15 protein-coding genes, 1 tRNA gene and 1 pseudogene are annotated in these 21,028 nt (G+C 65.9%); 8 read left to right on the top strand and 9 right to left on the bottom strand.

Annotation, left to right across the window (positions count from 1 at the left end):
• Positions 1 to 112 precede the first annotated feature (112 nt).
• Both U1708_RS11515 and ligA read right to left on the bottom strand, forming a co-directional pair.
• Complete coding sequence (locus U1708_RS11515) at positions 113 to 3,490, bottom strand: TonB-dependent receptor (RefSeq protein ID WP_332745801.1); 3,378 nt, start codon at positions 3,488 to 3,490, stop codon at positions 113 to 115.
• Between the two features lie 230 nt (positions 3,491 to 3,720).
• Positions 3,721 to 5,844 (bottom strand): NAD-dependent DNA ligase LigA, encoded by a 2,124-nt coding sequence (ligA, locus tag U1708_RS11520; protein ID WP_332745804.1) that lies wholly within the window; start codon positions 5,842 to 5,844, stop codon positions 3,721 to 3,723.
• Positions 5,845 to 5,959: 115 nt separating this feature from the next.
• Between ligA and U1708_RS11525 the strand changes: the two genes are divergently transcribed.
• Positions 5,960 to 6,943: an SDR family oxidoreductase gene (locus U1708_RS11525; RefSeq protein ID WP_332745806.1), complete on the top strand. Its 984-nt coding sequence runs from the start codon at positions 5,960 to 5,962 to the stop codon at positions 6,941 to 6,943.
• Between the two features lie 181 nt (positions 6,944 to 7,124).
• Positions 7,125 to 7,472, top strand: coding sequence for a hypothetical protein (locus tag U1708_RS11530; RefSeq protein WP_332745808.1), 348 nt, complete (start codon positions 7,125 to 7,127; stop codon positions 7,470 to 7,472).
• A gap of 191 nt (positions 7,473 to 7,663) precedes the next feature.
• Here U1708_RS11530 and recN read toward each other — a convergent pair whose 3' ends face one another.
• Together recN and U1708_RS11540 are read right to left on the bottom strand one after the other, a co-directional pair.
• On the bottom strand, positions 7,664 to 9,328 hold the full coding sequence (recN, locus tag U1708_RS11535) for a DNA repair protein RecN (RefSeq protein ID WP_332745810.1): 1,665 nt from the start codon (positions 9,326 to 9,328) through the stop codon (positions 7,664 to 7,666).
• Between the two features lie 62 nt (positions 9,329 to 9,390).
• A complete protein-coding gene (locus U1708_RS11540; RefSeq protein WP_307088815.1) occupies positions 9,391 to 10,365 on the bottom strand; it encodes an outer membrane protein assembly factor BamD in 975 nt (324 codons plus the stop codon).
• A 169-nt stretch (positions 10,366 to 10,534) separates the two neighbouring features.
• On the opposite strand from U1708_RS11540, the gene U1708_RS11545 reads away from it, so the two are divergent.
• Complete coding sequence (locus U1708_RS11545; RefSeq protein ID WP_332745813.1) at positions 10,535 to 11,359, top strand: class I mannose-6-phosphate isomerase; 825 nt, start codon at positions 10,535 to 10,537, stop codon at positions 11,357 to 11,359.
• Between the two features lie 291 nt (positions 11,360 to 11,650).
• Positions 11,651 to 12,823: a glycosyltransferase gene (locus U1708_RS11550; protein WP_332745815.1), complete on the top strand. Its 1,173-nt coding sequence runs from the start codon at positions 11,651 to 11,653 to the stop codon at positions 12,821 to 12,823.
• Positions 12,824 to 12,863: 40 nt separating this feature from the next.
• Here the strand turns inward: U1708_RS11550 and U1708_RS11555 are convergent, their stop codons facing one another.
• The 4 genes from U1708_RS11555 to yajC form a co-directional block, all read right to left on the bottom strand.
• Positions 12,864 to 13,238, bottom strand: a complete 375-nt coding sequence (locus tag U1708_RS11555; RefSeq protein ID WP_332745818.1) for an Mth938-like domain-containing protein — start codon at positions 13,236 to 13,238, stop codon at positions 12,864 to 12,866.
• 136 nt (positions 13,239 to 13,374) lie between these two features.
• The gene (secF, locus tag U1708_RS11560) at positions 13,375 to 14,340 is read right to left on the bottom strand and encodes a protein translocase subunit SecF (RefSeq protein WP_332745820.1); all 966 of its coding nucleotides are present in this window, start codon (positions 14,338 to 14,340) and stop codon (positions 13,375 to 13,377) included.
• Positions 14,341 to 14,354: 14 nt separating this feature from the next.
• Positions 14,355 to 15,959 carry a protein translocase subunit SecD gene (gene secD, locus U1708_RS11565; RefSeq protein ID WP_307088822.1) on the bottom strand — a complete coding sequence of 535 codons (1,605 nt, stop codon included), beginning with the start codon at positions 15,957 to 15,959 and terminating at the stop codon, positions 14,355 to 14,357.
• Positions 15,959 to 16,300: a preprotein translocase subunit YajC gene (yajC, locus tag U1708_RS11570; protein ID WP_056416442.1), complete on the bottom strand. Its 342-nt coding sequence runs from the start codon at positions 16,298 to 16,300 to the stop codon at positions 15,959 to 15,961. The genes secD and yajC overlap by 1 nt, the downstream gene beginning before the upstream one ends.
• Positions 16,301 to 16,470: 170 nt before the next feature.
• Here yajC and U1708_RS11575 point away from each other — a divergent pair, with 170 nt between their 5' ends.
• Both U1708_RS11575 and U1708_RS11580 read left to right on the top strand, forming a co-directional pair.
• The gene (locus tag U1708_RS11575; RefSeq protein ID WP_307088825.1) at positions 16,471 to 16,779 is read left to right on the top strand and encodes a putative quinol monooxygenase; all 309 of its coding nucleotides are present in this window, start codon (positions 16,471 to 16,473) and stop codon (positions 16,777 to 16,779) included.
• A 93-nt stretch (positions 16,780 to 16,872) separates the two neighbouring features.
• Positions 16,873 to 16,949, top strand: a tRNA-Pro gene (locus U1708_RS11580).
• A gap of 210 nt (positions 16,950 to 17,159) precedes the next feature.
• On the opposite strand, the gene U1708_RS11585 is transcribed toward U1708_RS11580, so the two are convergent.
• On the bottom strand, positions 17,160 to 19,442 hold the full coding sequence (locus tag U1708_RS11585; RefSeq protein WP_332745826.1) for an NADP-dependent malic enzyme: 2,283 nt from the start codon (positions 19,440 to 19,442) through the stop codon (positions 17,160 to 17,162).
• A gap of 543 nt (positions 19,443 to 19,985) precedes the next feature.
• Between U1708_RS11585 and U1708_RS11590 the strand changes: the two genes are divergently transcribed.
• A complete protein-coding gene (locus tag U1708_RS11590; protein WP_332745829.1) occupies positions 19,986 to 20,522 on the top strand; it encodes a glycoside hydrolase family 108 protein in 537 nt (178 codons plus the stop codon).
• A 107-nt stretch (positions 20,523 to 20,629) separates the two neighbouring features.
• Positions 20,630 to 20,860 (top strand): annotated as a pseudogene (locus U1708_RS11595) (3TM-type holin); the annotation flags it as partial.
• Positions 20,861 to 21,028: the final 168 nt, after the last annotated feature.

Here is a 21,028-nt window from a genome sequence, read left to right on the forward strand (position 1 = left end):
GGCGGTGGGCGCAAAAGTGAGTGTCACGCACAGGACGTGGTCCCAAACGAAAAAGGCCGCCGTTCCCCAAAAGGAACGGCGGCCCGGATCGACCTGATGAGTGGCGTGACGCTTAGAAGGTAAAGCGCGCGCCGATACGGATCAGATACAGCGAGTTGTTGAAGTTTACGGCAGTCGTGTTGGGCTCGCGATACGCCGAGTAGCGATACTGGGCGCAAGTTTGGGTCGAGTTCGTGTTGATGACCGCGGGCAGGCCGGTAGGGTTGGTGGCCGGTGTTGTGCCGATCGCCACGACATTGGTCCCGGTCGGCACGGCCTGCGACAGGCACTGCACGCGGACGGCCGATGCCGTGTAGGGGAAGCCGAGCTGGCGCAGACCGCCCCACTTGCTGTTGAGCAGGTTGGGCAGGTTTTCGATGTCGCCGAACAGCGTGATGCGCGATCCGCCGAGGAAGGTCGGAATCTGCTGCTCGAGATGGAGATCGATACGCGTGAACGCGCGGTTGCGAGCGATGTTCTTCGCCGCGATCGTGCCGCGATAATCCTTCAGCTTGGTGTTGTTGATCAGCGTCTCCAGCGACTGCTGGGTTGCGACGCTGTCGTAGCTCACCAACGGATCGTTCGCACTGGTCGGCACGTACAGCAGATGCGCGTCGTTGTTGCCGACCGTACCAAAGGTACAGCTGCGAGCGCAGTTCAGGCCTTGCGCCGCCTGGTCCTGCATCGTGAAGCTGTAGCGTCGGCCTGCACGCGTCTCGCCGAAGAGCTGCACGACGGTGCGATAATCGCCGAAGAACGCACGGTCGAACCCGACATTGTACGTGTAGCGCCACGTCGTCTCGTCATTGCCCTTGCCATAGGTCGGGAAGTTCGGATCCGCTTTGGCTGCGTTCGCATACAGCGAACCGGGAGTCGACGACGTCGCCGGGCTCACGTCCTTGACGTCCTGCAACGCGAAGCTGCCGCCAAGCGAGAGACCGAAGTCGAAGTCCTTGTTGACGCGTACGACACCCAGATGGCTGCGGCCGCGACCATCATTGTAGAGTAGATAGTCGCTGTTGTTGTCGGCGGTCGCGGTGACGCCCGGCGTCGCCACGAAATTGTAGCGCGGACGCCCGTCGGGAAGCGTGCCGATCACGCGCGAGCGGAGATCAGTGAAGCTCACGCCCTCGTTGGTCGTGCTGAACAGATAGTCGGCACCGAAGGTGAAGCCGAAGATACTGTATTCGGCGGCAAGGTTGAACTTGGTCACCGAAGGCGGACGGAAGTCACGTGCCAGTGCCGAGACCGGCGCCGTGGCCTGACCTCCGAGATTGGTCGCGATATAGCCGTTCACCACGGTCGGGATGGTGGTCCCCGAAACGCCGTTGAGGGCTGCAGTGCAGACGGCCGCATTGGCGGCGGTAAAGGGAGCGGCACAGGTCAGCGTGCCGGCCGCGGCGGTGCCCGTAGCCCGGCTCAGGTTGGTGATCGCGCTCGTCGTCACGCCGGTGTTCGAATAGCTGTTCGACAGATAGATATCAGGCGAACCGCCGCCGAACACCGATGCGCCACCACGGATACGCAGGCGGGGCAAAGGCTGCCAGTTGAAGCTCAGACGCGGCTGGAAATTGTCCAGGCCCTTGTAGTTCTTGGTATTGTAGAAGCCGTTGCGCGCCGCGAATGCGTCGTTCTGTGGCACTTCCGAACGCATGCCATACAGATCGTAGCGGATGCCGTACGTCAGGTCGAAGTTGCTGGCGATCTGCCACGTATCCTGCACGCCGAACGTCCACTGCTCGTAGACGAAGTTGGCAGCTGAATCGTTGACGTTGAGCGACGTCGCATTCTGATACGAGAACTGCGATGCGTTGCGGTTCTGGAAGTCCTGAAGCGAGTCGAAATAATAGTTTCCGGCCGCGTTCTGCAGGAAGAGGTTGGTCGTCCGGTTGCGGTTATACTCCGCCAGTACGCGAACTTCATGAGCCCCGGCATTGTAGCGCGTCAGGAACGAGCCGCCCCAGGTGTCGAAATACAAGGCGTTTGCCTGGCGGCTGTTGTCGGGGCCCAGCGCAATGACCGGGTTGGTGCCGCAATTGGTGATGCCGTTGGCGGCGACCCCCGGCGAAGCGTTGATGTTGACGCTCGTCGGATCCGTGCAGACCCGGAACTGTGCGAAGCCAAGACCGTTCAGCGGCGCCTGTGTGACTTCGTTCGATTTGTAGAGGAACCGTGCCTCGGTGGAGAGCTTGTCGGTCCAATCCGAGTTTAACTGTGCAATGCCCGCGCGGACGATGACGCTGCGCTGATAGCCGTTCGATGACAGGCCGAGGCTTGGTGAGGTCAGGCTGTTGCTGGCGTTGCTGTTGACCGTCGATGACTCGGACGCGTTAATGTAGGACAGTGAGAGCTTCTGGTTGTTGGTCACGTTCCAGTCGATGCGACCGACGATCTTCTCATCTTTCTGGTTGTTGATCTGCAGGACATCACCCGCGTCATAGCCATAGACGCTCTGGGCGATCGACTGGACGCTGCCGATCTGCGCGGTAGTGAGGCCGGGGACCTGCTGGATCGAAGAGATGGCGAGCGGACGGGGATCCGTATTGCGCTCTGCCGACACCATGAAGAACAGCTTGTCCTTGATAATCGGCCCGCGCAGCGTGGCGCCATAGGTCTCGGATTTATACTTGGTCAGCGGGATGTAGGTCGAACCGATGCGGTCGCCCTGCAAGCCATCGGTCGACTGCGAATAGAAACCTGTGCCGTGGAACTCGTTGGTGCCCGACAGCAGGACGGTATCGATCGCGCCGCCGATGAAATTGCCCTGGCGGATATCCGACGGTGCAATCGAAACCGAGAACTGGCCGATCGCGTCGAACGGTACGGGGCCGCGGCCAGTCGGGTTCGAATCCGAGTTCAAGCCGAAATTGTCACCGATCTGCACGCCGTTGATGGTGAACCGGTTGAAGCGGGGGTTGACGCCACCGAAGCTGACGGCGCGCGTGTTGCTGAGATCGAGTGATGCCAGCGGGTCGCGGCGGGCAAGATCGCGCACGTCGCGATTGACCGAGGCGACCTTGCTGATGTCGTCCTGCGTCAACACGGTGCGCGGACCGGACGACGACGTGCCAGCGCCGGCGATCGACGATGCGGTCACGACGATCTCGTCGCCGCTGCCCTCGGTGACGGCCAGTTCGATCGGCAGAACATAAGGCTGCTGCACGACGGTAAAAATGTCGGTGATCGACTTGGTGCCCTGTGGGCTCGTGACTTCGACGGTGAAGGGGCCGCCGGGACGCAAGCCGCTCTGGTTGAAGCCGCCGCTGCTGTCTGTCGTGGCCGTCGAAACCGTACCCGATGGCACGTTCGTGATGGTCACTGTCGCGCCGTTAACCGGCGCGCCATTAGCAGTCACGGTGCCGCGGATCGAGGAGGTCGTCTCTTGCGCCGATGCGGCCATCGGCGCGATGAGCGCAACGACTGCCACACCTAGGAAAAGGTTGTTCCGCATCAGTATTACCCCTTTTGAGCCGCGGCTCTGATTTCGCGACTTAATGTCGTGTTAATCCGGCCCTGCACGGGGAATATTTCGGATATGTGACATTGGCGAGTCCCGAAGTGTCACAGACACACTCGGTCGTGCCGCGTTGCAAAAAAGCCACGCAGGGAAACCGTTTCGGTCGGCATGGAACCGATGAGAGCGGGCGCTGCTCCCACCGGCTCAGGCCAACTCGGACCGCTTCAACTCGAGGCGACGATCTCAGCCCATTCGGCTTCTGTGATGACGCGAATGCCGAGATCGGTGGCTTTTTTCAGCTTCGACCCTGCGCCGGGGCCCGCGATCACCAACCCCGTCTTGCTCGACACCGACGCCGCCACGCGCGCGCCCAGTGCTTCCGCCTGCGCCTTGGCTTCGTCGCGGCTGAGCGTTTCCAGGCTGCCCGTGAAGACCAGGATCTGGCCCGTCACCGGCGACTCGCGGGTTTCGTGGACGACGTCCGCGGGCTTCACTTCGCGCAACAGGTCGAACACGACTCGGCGATTGTGCGGTTCGGCGCAGAAGCCGACCAGCGCACTCGCGACTTCGGGGCCGATCCCCGCGGTCTCGATCGCGCCGACCAGCAGTTTGTCGCGGCGTAGGATGAATTTCCGCTCCGGTTCGCCGATGACCGGCTCCATCCGGCCGCGCAAGAACACCGCGTGACGCAACACCGAGCCGAGCGTCTTTGCCGACACATAGCGTCGCGCAAGGTCACGCGCGGTAATCTCGCCGACGTGGCGGATGCCGAGCGAGAACAGGAACCGGTCGAGCGGGATCGTCCGCTTGGTCTCGATCGCCGCGATGACTTTGGCCGCCCACACGCGCCCGTCCTTCTTGCGCGCGGCGAGTTGCTCCTCGGTCAGGCGGAAGATGTCCGCGGGCGACTCGATCAACCCGTCGCGGAAGAATGCCTCGATCAGCGTCTGGCCGAGCCCGCCGATGTCGAACGCGTGGCGCGAGGCGAAGTGGATCAGCCGCTCGACGCGCTGGGCCGGGCAAATCAGCCCGCCGGTGCAGCGATAGACGACCTCGCCCTCCTCGCGCTCGGCGGCCGACCCGCATTCGGGGCAGACATGCGGGAAGACATACGCCTCGCGCTCCGCGTCCGGTGTCAGGTTCTCGACGATCTGCGGGATCACGTCGCCGGCGCGCTGGACGAGCACGCGGTCGCCCGGCCGCACGCCGAGTCGCTTGATCTCGTCCGCGTTGTGCAAAGTCGCGTTGGTCACGACGACGCCGCCGACGGTGACGGGCGATAGTCGAGCGACCGGAGTCATCGCGCCGGTCCGCCCGACCTGGATATCGATCCGTTCGAGCAACGTCTGTGCGCGCTCGGCGGGGAATTTGTGCGCGATCGCCCAGCGCGGCGCCTTGGCAACCTGGCCGAGCCGCGCCTGCCAGTCGAGCCGATCGACCTTGTAGACCACGCCGTCGATGTCGAAGGGCAGGTCGGCGCGCTCGGCCTCGATCCGCCGATACACGTCGAGCGCCGCCGCCGTTCCTTCGACCCGAGCGAACCCATCGGCGATCGGAAAGCCCCAACCGCGCAGGGTGTCGACGACCTCGGCCTGGGTCTCGCCCGGCACGACGCTCGCCTCGCCCCAGCCATGCGCGAGGAACCGGAGTGTCCGATTGGCGGTCACGGTCGCGTCCTTCTGGCGCAGCGATCCAGCGGCGGCGTTGCGAGGATTGGCGAACTGCCGCGCGTCCTTGCCGGTCTCCTCGGCCTCGGCGAGCAAGCGCGCGTTCAAGGCGGCGAAGTCGTCCTTCGCCATGTAGACCTCGCCGCGAACCTCGAAGATCGCGGGGGCCTCACCTTGCAAGGTTTGCGGGATGTCGCTGATGGTGCGGACGTTCGCCGTAACATCCTCGCCGACCTGACCATCGCCGCGAGTCAGCGCCTGAACCAGCCGCCCGTCCTCATACCGCAGCGAACACGACAACCCGTCGATCTTCGGCTCCGCGGTTAGCGCCACCGGCGCATCCTCCGCCAGCTTCAGGAACCGGCGCACGCGCGCGACGAACTCCTGGACCTCCTCGTCGGCGAACGCATTGTCGAGGCTCATCATCGCCTTCGCATGCGCGACCTTCGCCAGATGCCCCGCAGGCGCCGCGCCCACCGTCCGGCTTGGCGAGTCGCTCCGCACCGCGCCCGGAAACGCCGCCTCGATCGCCGTGTTGCGCCGCACCAGCGCGTCATATTCGGCATCGCTGATCTCGGGCGCGTCGTCGGTATGATAGCGCGCATTATGATACGCGATCTGCGCGGCGAGCGTCTCCAGCTCGGCGGCGGCTTCGGTCTCGGTCGCGGGAAGGTCGGGCATCGCGCCGGGTTAGGGGAGGGCGCCACCTTTCGACAAGACCTGGATCAACATGGGATGAACATTCGCCCGACTTGCGCGCTGACATCCCAAGACATTTTTCGCAGGAAGCGCAATCATGACCGACACCAGCCGCCGAGACCTGTTCAAGGGCGCCGCCGTCACCGGCCTCGCCGCCGCCGCCGCGCCGGCCTTCGCGCAAGGGCAAGGGGCGGGGCAGGCGCAACTCGCCGATCCGCAGACGCGGTTCACGTCGACGCCCTTCCCCGAACAGCGCCAGAAATGGCCGGCACTCCAGCGCGACATGCGCCCCGTGCCCGATTGCGGCGAGACCAGCTATCGCGGTTCCGGACGTCTCCAAGGCCGCAAAGCGCTGGTCACCGGCGGCGACTCGGGCATCGGTCGCGCGGCGGTCATCGCGTTTTCGCGCGAAGGCGCCGACGTCGCGATCAACTATTACCCGACCGAGGAACCCGATGCGCAGGACGTCGCCAAGCTGCTCCGCGCCGAGGGGCGGAAGGTCGTGCTGATCCCCGGCGACCTGACCGACGCGAAATTCTGCACCGACCTGATCGCGCGCGCCAACCGCGAGCTCGGCGGGCTCGACATCCTCGTCAACAACGCCGCGTACCAGCAGTCGAAGGCGTCGATCGCCGAGATCAGCTTCGAGCAGTTCGACCGGACGATGAAGACCAACGTCTATGCGATGTTCCACCTCTGCAAGGCGGCGATCCCGCTGATGAAGCCGGGCGCGTCGATCATCAACACGGGCTCGGTCAATTCGGTCGATCCGGGCGAGGAACTGCTGGATTACGCCACCACCAAGGGCGCGATCCTGATCTTCACCAAAGGGCTGGCAAAACAGCTCGGAAAGAAGGGCATCCGCGTCAACATGGTCGCGCCGGGCCCGGTCTGGACGCCGCTCCAGGTCGCCGGCGGGCAGCTTCCCGGTCAGATGGGCGAGTTCGGCCAGGACACGCCGCTCGGCCGCGCGGGTCAGCCGGCGGAACTGGCGTCGCTGTTCGTGACGCTGGCGGAGACGGGAACGAGCTTCACCAGCGGCAGCGCCTTCGCGGCCACGGGTGGCAGCGGGGTGCTGTAACGCTGGCATGCCGCCGCGTCATTCCACCCCGGCACCGCACTCCCCCCCGGTACCTCACTCCACCCCGGCGAAGGCCGGGGCCCAATTGGCAAGGCCGGTGTAACGAGGTACTACGTTCACCAAGTGACGTCTCCCAATTGGGCCCCGGCCTTCGCCGGGGTGGCATGAGGAAGAGTGTGTGATGAAAACGATTTCGTTCGTTTCGGCCGCCCTATGCCTCGCCGCCCCCGACACCGGCCAGCAAACCCACGTCTCCCCCGTACCAGCCCCAGCGATCGGCTACGACTGGAACGACGGTTCCTCGACTGACGACCGAGTCCAGCAATCTTTATGGCCGCGCTCCGACGCCAGTGCCGCCGGCCTCGACGACATGATCCACACCGAGCATGCTCCGATCCACGCCGCGATCCACGATGACGGCGCGTTCGGTAGCCGAGCCCTCCACGGCCTGCGGAAAGTCGGCGGCGATTACATCGTCGTGCCGGTGCTGAAGATCCACCTGGGTCATCCGCGGCAGGCGATGCCCTGAGCGGCAGAAGAACAAGGGCGGTTTGATCTCAGCTGACCTAGCCCCGAAAAATGTCGGCTCCCCTCCCTGAAAGGGAGGGGGTGGGGGTGGGTAGGTCGGCTTGTGCCACCTACGTCCGAATATGCGGAAGCCGACCCACCCCCGCCCCCTCCCTTTCAGGGAGGGGAGAGAAGTCGGCGATACCCCAAACCTCAAGCCCGCTCCAGCAACCGCTCCGCCTGAGCCCGCGCCTCGTCCGTAATCTGCGCCCCCGACAACATCCGCGCGATCTCTTCCCGCCGCTCGTCCTCCGACAATGCCCGCACGCCGGTCCGCGTGACCGTCCCGTCGCTGCTCTTGGCGATCAGCAGGTGCTTCGCGCCCCGCGCCGCGACCTGCGGGCTGTGCGTCACCACCAGCAGCTGCGTACTCAAGGCCAGCCGCGCGAGTCGTTCGCCGATCGCGCTCGCCACCGCACCGCCGACACCGCGGTCGATCTCGTCGAACACCATGGTCGACGCGCCGCCCTCTTCCGCCAGCGCCACCTTCAGCGCGAGGATGAACCGCGACAACTCACCGCCCGACGCGATCTTGGTGAGCGCGGCGAACGGCGCCCCCGGATTGGTCGAGATCTCGAATTCCACGCGGTCCTTGCCCGCCGCCGACCAGCCATCCTCACCAAGCGGCGCCACCACCGTCTGGAACCGCGCCGCATCCAACTTCAACGGCGCGAGTTCCCCCGCCACCGCCACGTCGAGCCGCTTGGCCGCCGCCAGCCGCCGCTTCGTCAACGCATCCGACGCCGTATCGAATGCCTTCCGAGCCGCCGTCACCCGAGCCTCGATCACCGCAATCCCACCTTCGCCTGCATCCAGCCGCTCCAGCCGCGCGCGCATTTCGTCTGCCAGCGCCGCCAGGTCATCCGGCTGCACGCGGTGCTTCCGCGCCATTGCCCGAAGCTCGAACAACCGCGCCTCGTCATCCTCCAGCGCCCGCGGGTCATACGCCATCTCCGCGCGCGCATCGCGCAGGCTTTCCTCCGCCACCGACGCCTCGATCACCGCGCGATCGACCGCCGCCAGCGCATTCCCCAGCGCGACGTGATCCTCCGCGATCCGCTCGAGCACCCGCGCGGCCTGGCGCAGCTTCGCCATCCCGCCGTCCTTGCCCTCGAGGAAGTCGTCGATCGCCGCGAGGTCGTCCGCGATCTTCTCGGCGCGCTGCATCGAGCGTCGCGTATCCGCCAGCGTCTCTTCCTCGCCCGCGACCGGCGCCAACGCGGTCAGCTCGGCAACCGTATGCTCCAGCCACTCGCGATCCCGCGCCGCCGTCTCGATATCCGCGCGCGCCGCCTCCAGTTCCGCCTCGGCCGCACGAAACCCCGCATAAGCCTTGCCCGTAGTCCCAGGTTCGGTCCGCCCGAAAATATCGAGCAACGCCCGATGTCCCCGCGCATTCAGCAGCCCGCGCTCGTCATGCTGGCCGTGGATCTCGACCAGATGCGGCGCCATCTCGCGCAGCAACCCCGCCGACGCCGGCTGGTCGTTGACGAACCCGCGACTGCCGCCGTCGGCCTTGACGATGCGGCGCACGATCAGCGGCTCGCCGCGCTCGATCTCCAGCCCGTTCTCGTCGAATAGCAACGCGAGCGGCGACTCGGGGGCAGGGGCATCGAACGTCGCGGTCACCACCGCCTGCGCCGCACCATGCCGCACCAAGCCACTATCGCCGCGCCCGCCCAGCGCCAGCCCCAGCGCGTCGAGCAGGATCGACTTGCCCGCCCCGGTCTCGCCGGTGAGCACGCCTAGTCCTTCGCCGAATCCCAGATCCAGCGCCTCGATCAGCACCACGTCGCGAATGGAAAGGTCTGTCAACATCACGCGCGTCCTAAACCATTCGCATGGGATGTTGATCCCCAATTGTTCTCGTATTCGTGGACTCAGGTCCCCGGAGTCGTCCGCGTCGCGCTGCCCGGACCAACCGGGGCCGGGGTCGAGACGCTACCCGAGCCGGTACCGCCGGAGCCGTCCTTCACCTTGGGAATATCGATCGGCCCGGTCGCCGGCGCGCCCGCGGTCCCGGTCGGCACGGCGACCTCGCCCGGCGCCAGCGGCGCGATCGGCTTCACCGGATGCTCCTGCATCAGCGTGTAGGCGTGATCGTACCAGTCGGTGCCCGGATAGTTGCGGCCCAGCACGGCGGCGGCCTTCTCGGCCTCGATCGGCACGCCGAGCTGCAGATACGTCTCGGTCAGCCGCATCAGCGCTTCCGGCGTGTGCGTGGTCTGCTGGAACTTGTCGACCACGGTGCGGAACCGGCCGTTCGCCGCGAGCCACTGGCCGCGCGTCTCGTAGAACCGCCCGATCTCCATCTCCTTGCCGGCGAGATGGTCGTTGACCAGATCGATCTTCAGCCGCGCATCCGATGCATAGCGCGTGTTCGGATAGCGGCGCATCAGCTCGCCGAGCGAATCGAGCGCCTGCCGCGTGATCTTCTGGTCGCGCGTCACGTCGGTGATCTGCTCGTAATAGCCGAGCGCGATCAAATAATAAGCGTAAGGCGCATCGCGATTGCCCGGATGCACCGCGAGAAAGCGCTGCGCCGAGCTGATCGACGCGGTGTAATCCTTGGCGAGGTAGTAACTGAACGCCGACATGATCTGCGCACGGCGCGCCCAGATCGAATACGGATGTTGGCGCTCGACCTCGTCGAACAACTGCGCCGCTTCCTTGTACCGCCCCTGGTCGAGCCGCGCCTTGGCGGTCGAGTACAGCGTCCCCACGTCGCGCGCGACATAGGGCAGGTCGCCCTTGGCGGAACGACCCGCGCAACCGGCCATGGGGAGCGCAAGCGCGGCGATGAGCGTGACGGCAAGGGCACGCGGCACGCTCGGAAGGGACTGGGGGATACGCATCGGCGTTGTCCTTAGCGTATGCGGGGCTTCACGAACAATCCCTTTCGCCGACGCCGTCCGGGCCCTGGAAGCCCGCGATGTAGCCACCGTCCATGGGGGCTTTCCGTGGACCGGATCGCACGGCAATAGTCGTGCGTTGCCGACACGTCATTCCAGTCGAGGATTTTCCATGCCCGCCACCCTGCTGCACACCCACCGCGTCGAGAAGCCCTGGGGTCGCGACACGCTCTGGCCCGGTTTCGAGGATCCCGCCGCCGGCTCGCCCCCGATCGGCGAAGTCTGGTTCCAGGAGCCCGGCAACACCACGCCCGACCTGCTGATCAAATACCTGTTCACCAGCGAGAAGCTCTCGGTCCAGGTCCATCCCAACGACGAACAGGCGCACGAGCGCGGCCTGCCGCGCGGCAAGGACGAGTGCTGGACGATCCTCGCCGCCGAGCCGACCTCGACGATCGCGGTCGGCACGAAGCAGCCGATGTCGAAGGACGACCTGCGGGCGTCGGCGATCGACGGCACGATCGAGGACAAGCTCGACTGGAAGCCGGTCAAGCCCGGCGACTTCATGTATTGCGCGTCGGACACGATCCACGCGATCGGCGGCGGCCTGACGGTCATCGAGGTCCAGCAGAACTCCGAGACCACCTACCGCCTCTTCGACTACGGCAGCGACCGCGAGCTTCACCTGGACGACGGCGTCGACGTCGCCGACCCCACGCCCTACGTCCCCGTCGCGCCGCCGATCGAGATCGAGACCGGCCGCACGATCATGGTCGAGGGCCCGAAGTTCGTGCTCGAGCGCTGGAAGGGCGGCGACCACGTCGTCAACCTGCCCGAAGGAACGACCGGCTGGGTGATCCCGATCACCGGCTCGGGCGACGTAGCGGGCGTCGCGTTCAAGGCCGGCGAATGCGCGACGATGACGGGCAGCGAAACGGTCTCGACAAGCCCCGACGCCGACGTGCTGTTCGCCTATCCGCTGGCGAAGCGGATCTGAGGCCACCACGACACCCCCGCGTCTTGTTCTCCCGCGAAGGCGGGAGCCCAGCCTGGGTCCCCGCCTCCGCGGGGACCCAAAGTAACCGAGCGCAAACGCCACCTCACACAAGACCACCACCCCGGCGAAGGCCGGGGCCCAATTGGGGGACGTTGCTAACGAAGGGCGGCCCGCCGTTATTGCCACCTTTCCAATTGGGCCCCGGCCTCCGCCGGGGTGGTGGCATGTTGTAGCGCACCACCACGCCCCCAAACTTACCCCGAATTAACCCACCCCACTAACCCCAAAACAATGCTCCGCATCCTAACCCCATCCACCCTATTCCCGGATGCCACCCGCCCCAATTTCGGAATCTTCGTCGAACGCCAGACGCTAGGCCTGGCCGCGCACCCCAAAATATCCCTCCAAGCGGTAGCACCGATAGGCCTCCCCCCAGGCCCACTCCGCCACCTCGGCCACTACGCAGCCCTGGCCAAACTCCCGAAACACGAACGATGGAAGGGCGTCGACGTCCACCGCCCCCGCTTCACCGTCCAACCGTTCTCCCAGGGCCGCCACTACGCCGCAGCATTGCAGCGCGCCCTCATCCCCCTCCTCGACACGATCCGCGAAGACTTCGCGTTCGACGTCATCGACGCGTCGTTCTTCTTCCCCGATGGCCCTGCCGCCATCGCGCTCGGCCGGCGCTACGACGTCCCCGTCTCGATCAAGGCGCGCGGGTCCGACGTCCACCATTGGGGCAACGCACCCGCCACCGCCGCGCAGGTCCGCGACGCAGGCCGCAACGCCGCCGGCATGCTCGCGGTCAGCGCCGCGATGAAGGCCGACATGGTCGCCATGGGGCTGCCCGCCGACCACATCCGTGTCCACCACACCGGCGTCGACCAGGACCGCTTCCACCCCATCGACCGCAGCACCGCCAAGGCCGCACTCGGCATCGCAGGCCCGCTGGTTGTCTCGGTCGGCGCTCTGATCCCGCGCAAGGGCCACGACATCGTCATCGACGCGATAGCGGCGCTCCCCGGCGTCACCCTGCTCATCGCAGGGGAGGGCCCCGCCCGCTCGAAACTCGAAGCACAGATCGCGCGACGGGGCATAACCGACCGCGTCCGCCTGCTAGGCGCCGTGCCGCACGCCGAAATCCCCAAGCTGATCGCAACCGCCGACGTCACCGCGCTAGCGTCAAGTTCGGAAGGCCTCGCCAACGCCTGGGTCGAGTCGCTCGCCTGCGGCACGCCTATCGTCATTACCGACGCCGGCGGCGCGCACGAATTGGTGAAATCGTCCGAAGCAGGCCGCGTAACGATCGCCGACCCGCTAGCGTTCGCCGCCGCGATCCGCACCATCCTGGCCGACCCACCATCGCCCCAGGCGACGCGCGCCACGATCGCCGGTTTCACCTGGGAAACCAACACCGCCGCACTCTACGAACATCTCGCGCCGCTAGCCGCAAGACGCTTCTAAACAATCCTCCCTCGCCAGGGGGAGGATCAACAGTCTCAAATCATCCCTCGAGCGGGTAAAGCGCCGCCACGATCCAACGACCCTCGCCACGCAACACCGCCCAAGCCCGAGCGGCAGCACGGCTGTCCATAGCCTCGATCCCGAACCCCCGCGCCTCGACCGCCCGCTTGAAAGCAAGCGGCGGCTGCCGCAGCGCCGAGCCCGTCCCGAGCAACAGAAACTCCGGCGCCGGATCGAGCGCCAGCAACGCCGCAACATCCGCCTCGCTAAGCGCCTCGAACGCCGGCGGCTCCCAGCCATCCGCACGCTCGGGACTGATCGACAACGCGGTGTAATACCCGTCGTCGACCTTGAACCCGGCCCGACCGATCGCCGAGATCATCGGCCCATCGGTCTTCTCGCGGTCCATCCTCATAACGCCACCGTTTTGGTCAAATAACGTCCGTCATCCCCGCGGAGGCGGGGACCCAGATTGGCAACCGCCAGCGACTCGATCGAGACGGCAGCCACTATGGGTTCCCGCCTGCGCGGTAATGACAGGGGCGTGGAAATCAACGCTCGACCTTCGGGCCCACCCGCTCGGCGCCGTCCTGCACGCCACCCTTGCGCGGGGCAGGATCGGCACGCAGACCCAGCGTGATCAGCAGCGACGACGACACGTAGATCGACGAGTACGTCCCGACGACGATGCCCAGGATCATCGCCGCGGTGAACCCGCGCAGCACATGGCCACCGAGGATCAGCATCGCGAACAGCGCGAGCAGGATCGTCACCGACGTCATCACGGTCCGCGGCAACGTCTCGTTCACCGACAGGTCGATGATCTCGCGCATGTCCATCTTGCGGTACCGGCGCATGTTCTCGCGAATACGGTCGTCGATCACGATCTTGTCGTTGATCGAATAGGAGATGATCGTCAGCACCGCCGCGACGATGTTGAGGTCGAACTCGAACTGGGTCAGCGCGAAGAAGCCCAGCGTCATCAACAGATCGTGGACGATCGCGACGACGGTCGAGACGCCGAACTGCCATTCGAACCGTACCACCGCGAACAGCGCGATGCCGAGAATCGCGAGGCCGACGGCCAGCAAGCCCTTGCTGATCAGCTCGTCCGAAACCTTGCCCGAGATCGTATCGTACTTCGAGAAGGTCGCGCCGGGGAACTTGACCGCGAGGTCGTCCGACACCTTCTTCACGAGGCGGTTGGTCGCGCCTTCGTCACCGGCGGGAACGGGCAGGCGGATCGACAGCGTCTTGGGATCGCTGAACGACTGGATCGAGGCCTCGCCGACGCCGAGCCGGTCGACTTCGGTGCGGACCGCGTCGATCGACGGCGCGGTCGCGAACTTCTCTTCGATCAGCACGCCGCCGACGAAGTCGACGCCCATGTTGAGGCCTTTGGTGACGACGAGTCCGGCCGCCAGCAACGACAGCAGCAGGGTCAGCCCGAACGCCCATTTGCGGAGCGAGACGAACTTCAGGTTCGTGTTGTCGGGTACGAGTTTCAGCAGGCGCATGGTAATCTCCCGCCTCAAATATTGATCGTGGTGGGGCGGTTCTTCCGCAGCCACAGCGCGACCATCATCCGGGTGAACGTGACGGCGGTGAACACCGACGTGCAGATCCCGATCAACAGCACGACCGCGAAGCCCTTGACCGGACCCGAGCCGAGCAGCAGCATGATCACGCCGGTGATAGCGTGCGTCACGTTGGCCTCGAAAATCGTCCGCGATGCTTCCTTGTAGCCGAGCTCGACCGACTGGACGACGCTACGCCCGCGTCGTCGTTCCTCGCGAATACGCTCGTTGATCAGCACGTTGGCATCCACCGCGGTCCCGATCGTCAGCACGAACCCGGCGATGCCGGGCAAGGTCAGGGTCGCGTTCAGCATCGCCATGACGGCGACGATGACCAGGATGTTGATGACCACCGCGAGGTTCGCATACAGGCCGAACCGGCCATAGGTCACGAACATGAACACGATCACGAGCAGCGCGGCGACGATCGACGCGAGCACGCCGGCGCGGATCGAATCCTTGCCCAGATCGGGGCTGACGGTGCTCTCGGCGATCGTCTTCAGTGCGACCGGCAGCTTGCCCGATCGCAACGTGATCGCCAGCGCGTTCGCCGACTCGACCGTGAAGTTACCCGAGATCGACGCGCGACCACCAAGGATCGGCTCGTTGATGTTCGGTGCGGAGATCACGGAGTTGTCGAGGATGATCGCGAACGGCTTGCCGGTGTTCTCGGTCGTCACCTTGGCAAAGCGACGCCCGCCGACCGCGTTGAACGTGATCGCCACCTGCGGCGCGTTGGTCTGCGGCTCGAACTCCTGGCGCGCATCGGCGAGCTGGTCGCCCGAGATGATCACCGAGCGCTTGACCGCGATGAACGGCACGCCCTGCGGATTGCCGGGGTAGGGGAGGACCTGGCTGCCGATCGGCGCGATGCCCTTGACCAGGTCGGCCGGGTTCGCGGTCTCGTCGACCAGCTTGAATTCCAGCTTGGCGGTCTTGCCGAGCAGATCCTTCAGCGCCTGCGGGTTCTTCAACCCCGGGACCTGGACGACGATCCGAGTCGCGCCCTGGCGGACGATCGTCGGCTCCTTGGTGCCGAGTTCGTCGATGCGGCGGCGGACGACTTCGGTCGCATCGTTCATCGCCGTGTCGATCGCCTGGGTCAGGCCGGCTTCGGTCGGCTTGAGCACGAAGCGGCTCGTGTCGACGACGTTGATGTCCCATTCGCGCTGGCCGCTCATGCCCGCGCCACCGCCGGTGATCGCCAGCAGGCGCTCGCGTGCCGCATCGACCTGGCTCGGGTCACGCAGCAGGAAGGTCAGCTGGCCCCCGCGCGTCGAAATGTCGCCGATCTCGATCCGCGGCGTCCCGTTGCGCATCGTCCCCGCGACGCTGTCGCGCATCGCCTCGATCCGCGTCGCGGCAAGGTCGGCGGTATCCGCCTCGAGCAGCAGGTAACTGCCGCCGGCGAGATCCAGCCCGAGGTTGACGCGGGAATGCGGGATCCACCCCCATTTGCTCGTGGTGCTCTCGGGGAGGAAACTCGGGACCGCCAGCAGGCACAATGCCACCAGCAACCCGATGATCGACCCGACCTTCCAGCGCGGAAAATCCAGCATCAGTCGTTTGCCGGCTTCGTGTTCGGGCTGGTGATGTCGGTCAGCGTCGCCTTGACGACCCGCACGCGGACGTTCGGCGCGATCTCGACCTCGACGACGTTATCCTCGACCTTGGTGACCTTGCCCAGGATGCCGCCCGACGTGACGACGCTGTCGTTCTTCTTCACCGCGGCGACCGACGCCTGCAGCGCCTTCATGCGCTTTTGCTGCGGGCGGATCATCAGGAAATAGAACACGACGAACACGAGGAAGAGCGGCGCGAGGCTCAGGAACGAGGCGATCCCGCCCCCGGCCGTGGCGGCGCCGTCTGCGGCCTGGGCGTATGCTGGTGAGATGAACATGGAGTTCCGTATCTGTGAAGGGTGGCTCGGTTCGCGCGCCGCGCGGCCGGTCGCAATGGTCCGCCCGCTATCATCGCTTGATGTCGCGTGCAACTGAGGTGGCGGCGGACGGTTCGTGTAGAGACCACGACGAAGTTCGGGCGAAACCGCTACGAAACAGGAGAGACGCGATGATTCTGGTGATGGGACATATCAAGCTGGCCGCCGGCGAAGGCGCGAAGATCGCCGATATTCTGATCGCGCACATGGCCGCCTGCGCCGCGGAGGACGGATGCGAATTCTACAATCTCGCGCTCGATCTCGTCGATCCGGACCTGATCCGGATCTCCGAACGCTGGGCCAGCCCCGAAGCCCTCGCCGCGCACGGCCAGGCCGATCACCAGAAGGCGTTCGGCCGCGCGCTCGGCGGCTTCACCATCGAGCAGGTCAGCGTGAAGGCCTATGACGGCAGCTTCTGGCGCACGCTCATGGGCGAGTAAGGCAATTCTCGCGGGCAAGCGGCGTTGCGACTTGCATCGCGCGCCGACCCTGCGTAGAGCGCGCGGCTCGGGCTGCTATGCGGCCCGTTCGGTCGGAGCGTAGCGCAGCCTGGTAGCGCACCACACTGGGGGTGTGGGGGTCGCAGGTTCGAATCCTGTCGCTCCGACCATTTTCTTACATCGGTAGAAAGACGCGGCGCTGCCCAAGGCAGCCACCCGTTGATGCGCACTACGCTCGCACCCCCCACAACGCGCTCCCCTCCCTGAAAGGGAGGGGCTGGGGGTGGGTAGGCCAGCTCGAGCCCCAACAGTTCGGATGCGAGGAAACCGACCCACCCCCAACCCCTCCCTGCCAGGGAGGGGGGCATAAGAAACAAGGGTTACGCCGTCTCGCTCACCGTCGCCGCCTGACCCACCGCGATCGCGCTCAAATTCACGATCCCGCGCGCCGTCACGCTCGGCACCAGCATCTGCAGCGGCTTGGCGAGCCCCAGCAGCATCGGCCCCATCGGCGCCGATTCGGTCGAGGCCGACAACAGCGACACCGCGATGTTCGCCGCGTCGATATTCGGCATCACCAGCAAATTCGCCGACCCCGTCAGCGGGCTATCCCCGACCAGCCGCCGCCGCAGCGCCTCGGACAGCGCTGCGTCGCCGTGCATCTCGCCGTCGAACTCGAACTCCGGGGCGAACTCCTTCAGCAACGCATGGCCCGCGCGCATCTTCTGCGCGGACGGCGAGCGCGACGCACCGAAGCTCGAATGCGACAGCAACGCCGCCTTCGGTTCGATCGCGAACGCGCGCACTGCTTCGGCCGCCAGCATCGTCATCTCGGCGATCTGCTCGGCGGTCGGATCGACCGTCACGTGCGTATCGCAGAAAAACAGGCTGCCGGTCCGCAGGATCACCGCCGACATCGCATACAGCCGCGACACGCCCGGCATCCGCGGCAGCAGCGGCATGACGTAGGTCATCTGCGTCCACCAATCGCCGATCCCGCCACACAAGGCTGCATCGACGCGCCCCTCGCGCAACAGCATCGCCGCCGCCACGCTCGGCCGGGTCCGCAGCGCCCGCTCGGCACTGTCGGGCGGCGTGCCGCGACGGCCGACCAGCGCGCTATAGCCCGCCAGCAGCGGCTCGAACACTTCACGATCGGTAGCCGGATCGAGCACCTCGACGTCGCTGCCGATCGTCATGCGCAGACCGCTCGATTCGATCTTCTCGGCGATTACCTCGCGCCGCCCGATCAGCACCGGCCGACCGATGCCCTCGTCGATCACCGTCTGCACCGCGCGCAGCGTCCGCGGGTCCTCGCCCTCGCCATACGCGATCGAGCGCCCGGCCTGCTTGGCGCGCGCGAAGATCGGCCGCATCAGCTGGCCCGAACGGTACACGAACACTTCGAGGTCGCGCAGATACGCATCGAAATCCTCGATCGGCCGCGTCGCCACGCCCGAGTCCATCGCCGCCTTCGCCACTGCCGGCGCGACGTGCAGGATCAGCCGCGGATCGAACGGCTTGGGAATGATGTAGGTCGGCCCGAACACCGGCGTCGCGCCACCATAGGCGGTAACGACCACATCCGATGCGGTCGCGCGGGCGAGGGCCGCGATCGCATCGACCGCCGCGACCTTCATCGCCTCGTTGATCTCCGTCGCGCCGACATCGAGCGCCCCGCGAAAAATGAACGGGAAGCACAGCACGTTGTTGACCTGGTTCGGGAAATCCGAACGCCCGGTCGCGATGATGGCATCAGGCCGCGTCGCATGCACCAGCGCCGGCTGGATCTCCGGCTCCGGGTTCGCCAGCGCCAAAATCAGCGGATCGGGCGCGAGCAGGTGCAGCCATTCCTGCTTCAGCACGCGCGGCGCCGACAGGCCGAGGAAGATGTCCGCCCCCTCCAGCACGTCCGGCAGGGTCCGCGCGTTGGTCTTCCGCGCATACCGCGCCATGTTAGGCGGCATCACGTCGCCGCGATCGGCATGCACCACGCCCGCGATATCGGTCAGCGTCACGTTCTCGGGATTGAGCCCCATTGACACCAGCAAATCGACCGTTGCCAGCGCCGCCGCGCCTGCGCCCGACGTCACCAGCTTCATCTGGTCGAGCCGCTTGCCGCGCAGTTCGAGCACGTTGCGGACTGCCGCCGCACACACGATCGCGGTGCCGTGCTGGTCGTCGTGGAACACGGGGATGTTCATGACCTCGCGCAGCTTCGTCTCGATCTCGAAGCATTCCGGCGCCTTGATGTCCTCGAGATTGATCCCGCCGAACGTCGGCTCGAGCACGCGGACCGCTTCGATGAACGCCTGCGGGTCGAGCTGGTCGATCTCGATGTCGAAACAGTCGATCCCAGCGAATTTCTTGAAGAGCACCGCCTTGCCCTCCATCACCGGCTTCGACGCCAGCGCCCCGATCGCTCCGAGCCCCAGAACCGCGGTCCCGTTGGTGATGACCGCCACGAGATTGCCCCGCGCGGTATAATCGCGCGCCTTGTCCGGATCCGCGGCGATTTCCTCGCACGCGGCGGCCACGCCCGGCGAGTAAGCGAGCGCCAGATCGCGCTGCGTCGCCATCCGCTTGGTCGCCTCGACCGAGAGCTTCCCCGGCTTCGGATAGCGGTGATAATCGAGCGCGGCTTTGCGGAAATCGTCTTCCATGGTCTTCCTAACCTGTCGGCCGCGGCGGCGACCGGGTGGATCCAGAGCGCACGGGCAGGACCCGCGGCATCGAATGTTCAAGGGAGCGCATAGCCTTAGGGGCACCAATCCGCCAACCCCGCGCGGACGTAGCGTCGGTTTGGATAGGGGCGGGGGGCGACCCGGCCCGACACCCCACACCATAACACCACCCCGGCGAAGGCCGGGGCCCAATTGGAACGTCGGAAATAACGAAGCACCGCCCTCCGTTAGCGCCGTCCCCCAATTGGACCCCGGCCTCCGCCGGGGCGGGGCACCCCAAGCGAGCACTCCACGATGTTCCCGATAGCTGCCCCTTAGACTTCACCCCTCCCTGGAAGGGAGGGGCCGGGGGTGGGTCGGCTTCCGCATACAAACCCGTCGCGACCCAAGCAGGCCAACCCACCCCCAACCCCTCCCTTCCAGGGAGGGGAGCAAGGAAGGCGGGAGGCAAACACCAAAACCCCCTGTCCTACAACGAACCAATATGGTTCGCTCCCCGCCAACAAAACCGGGGACCACACCATGACCATCAACACCCTAATCGACACCGTAATCGACCGCGAAGGCGGCTACACCAACCACCCTGCAGACCGAGGCGGCCCCACCCGCTACGGCATCACGGAAAGCGTAGCCCGCACCAACGGCTACACCGGCGACATGCGCAATTTCCCCCGCGCACAGGCCGAAGACATTTACCGCCGCCTCTACTGGACCCGCCCAGCCTTCGATCGGATCGCCACCCGAGCCCCGAAAATCGCCGAAGAACTCTTCGACACCGGCGTAAACATGGGCCCCGCAGTCGCCGCCACCTTCCTCCAACGCGCGCTCAATGCACTGAACCGCGGCGCCACCGACTACCCCGACATGACCCTGGACGGCCGTATCGGCCCCGCGACGCTCACCGCCCTCGACGCATTCCTAACCCGCCGCAAACCCGGCGGAGAAACCGTGCTCCTGAAAGCGATCGAGGCGCTTCAAGGCGAACGCTACGTCGCGCTCGCCGAGACCCGCCCCGCCAACGAAGCCTTCCTCTACGGCTGGCTCGCCAACCGCACGTGAGACCGCGGAACGAAACGCTCCCAGCGTCTGCACTTTCTATACTTCACTTTTGCCGGAGGCAGCCAATGACCCTGCAACCCATTGATCCAGCACAAGATCCCGCCCCGGCCGACCTTTGGGTAACCAGAGCCCGCCCGACCTTCCTCTACGTGATGTACACGCTGCTGCTCGGCGCGATTCCCGCCGGCCTCATCGCCGCCGTCCGCCCGGACACGGCACAGGCGATCGCCACCGGCATGTCCGCATACCTCAACGCGATTCCAGAACCGCTCTACGCCCTCTTCGGCACCGGCTATCTGGGCTACACCGTGGCGCGGGAATGGGGGAAGGGGCGCTAACCTCCCCCCTCCGTCATCCTGACGAAAGTCAGGACCCAGGGTTCCAAACCGCCCGCCCGTGGCTCTGGGTCCTGACTTTCGTCGGGATGACGGGAGAGATGACGAGAGAGGCGACGTTTCCCGACCGTTGCACCCCCAAAACCAAACCCTACATCGCTGCCATGAGCA

The sequence above is a fragment of the Sphingomonas arabinosi genome (genome assembly GCF_036663715.1).
In the GTDB taxonomy this organism is placed as follows: Bacteria; Pseudomonadota; Alphaproteobacteria; order Sphingomonadales; family Sphingomonadaceae; genus Sphingomonas.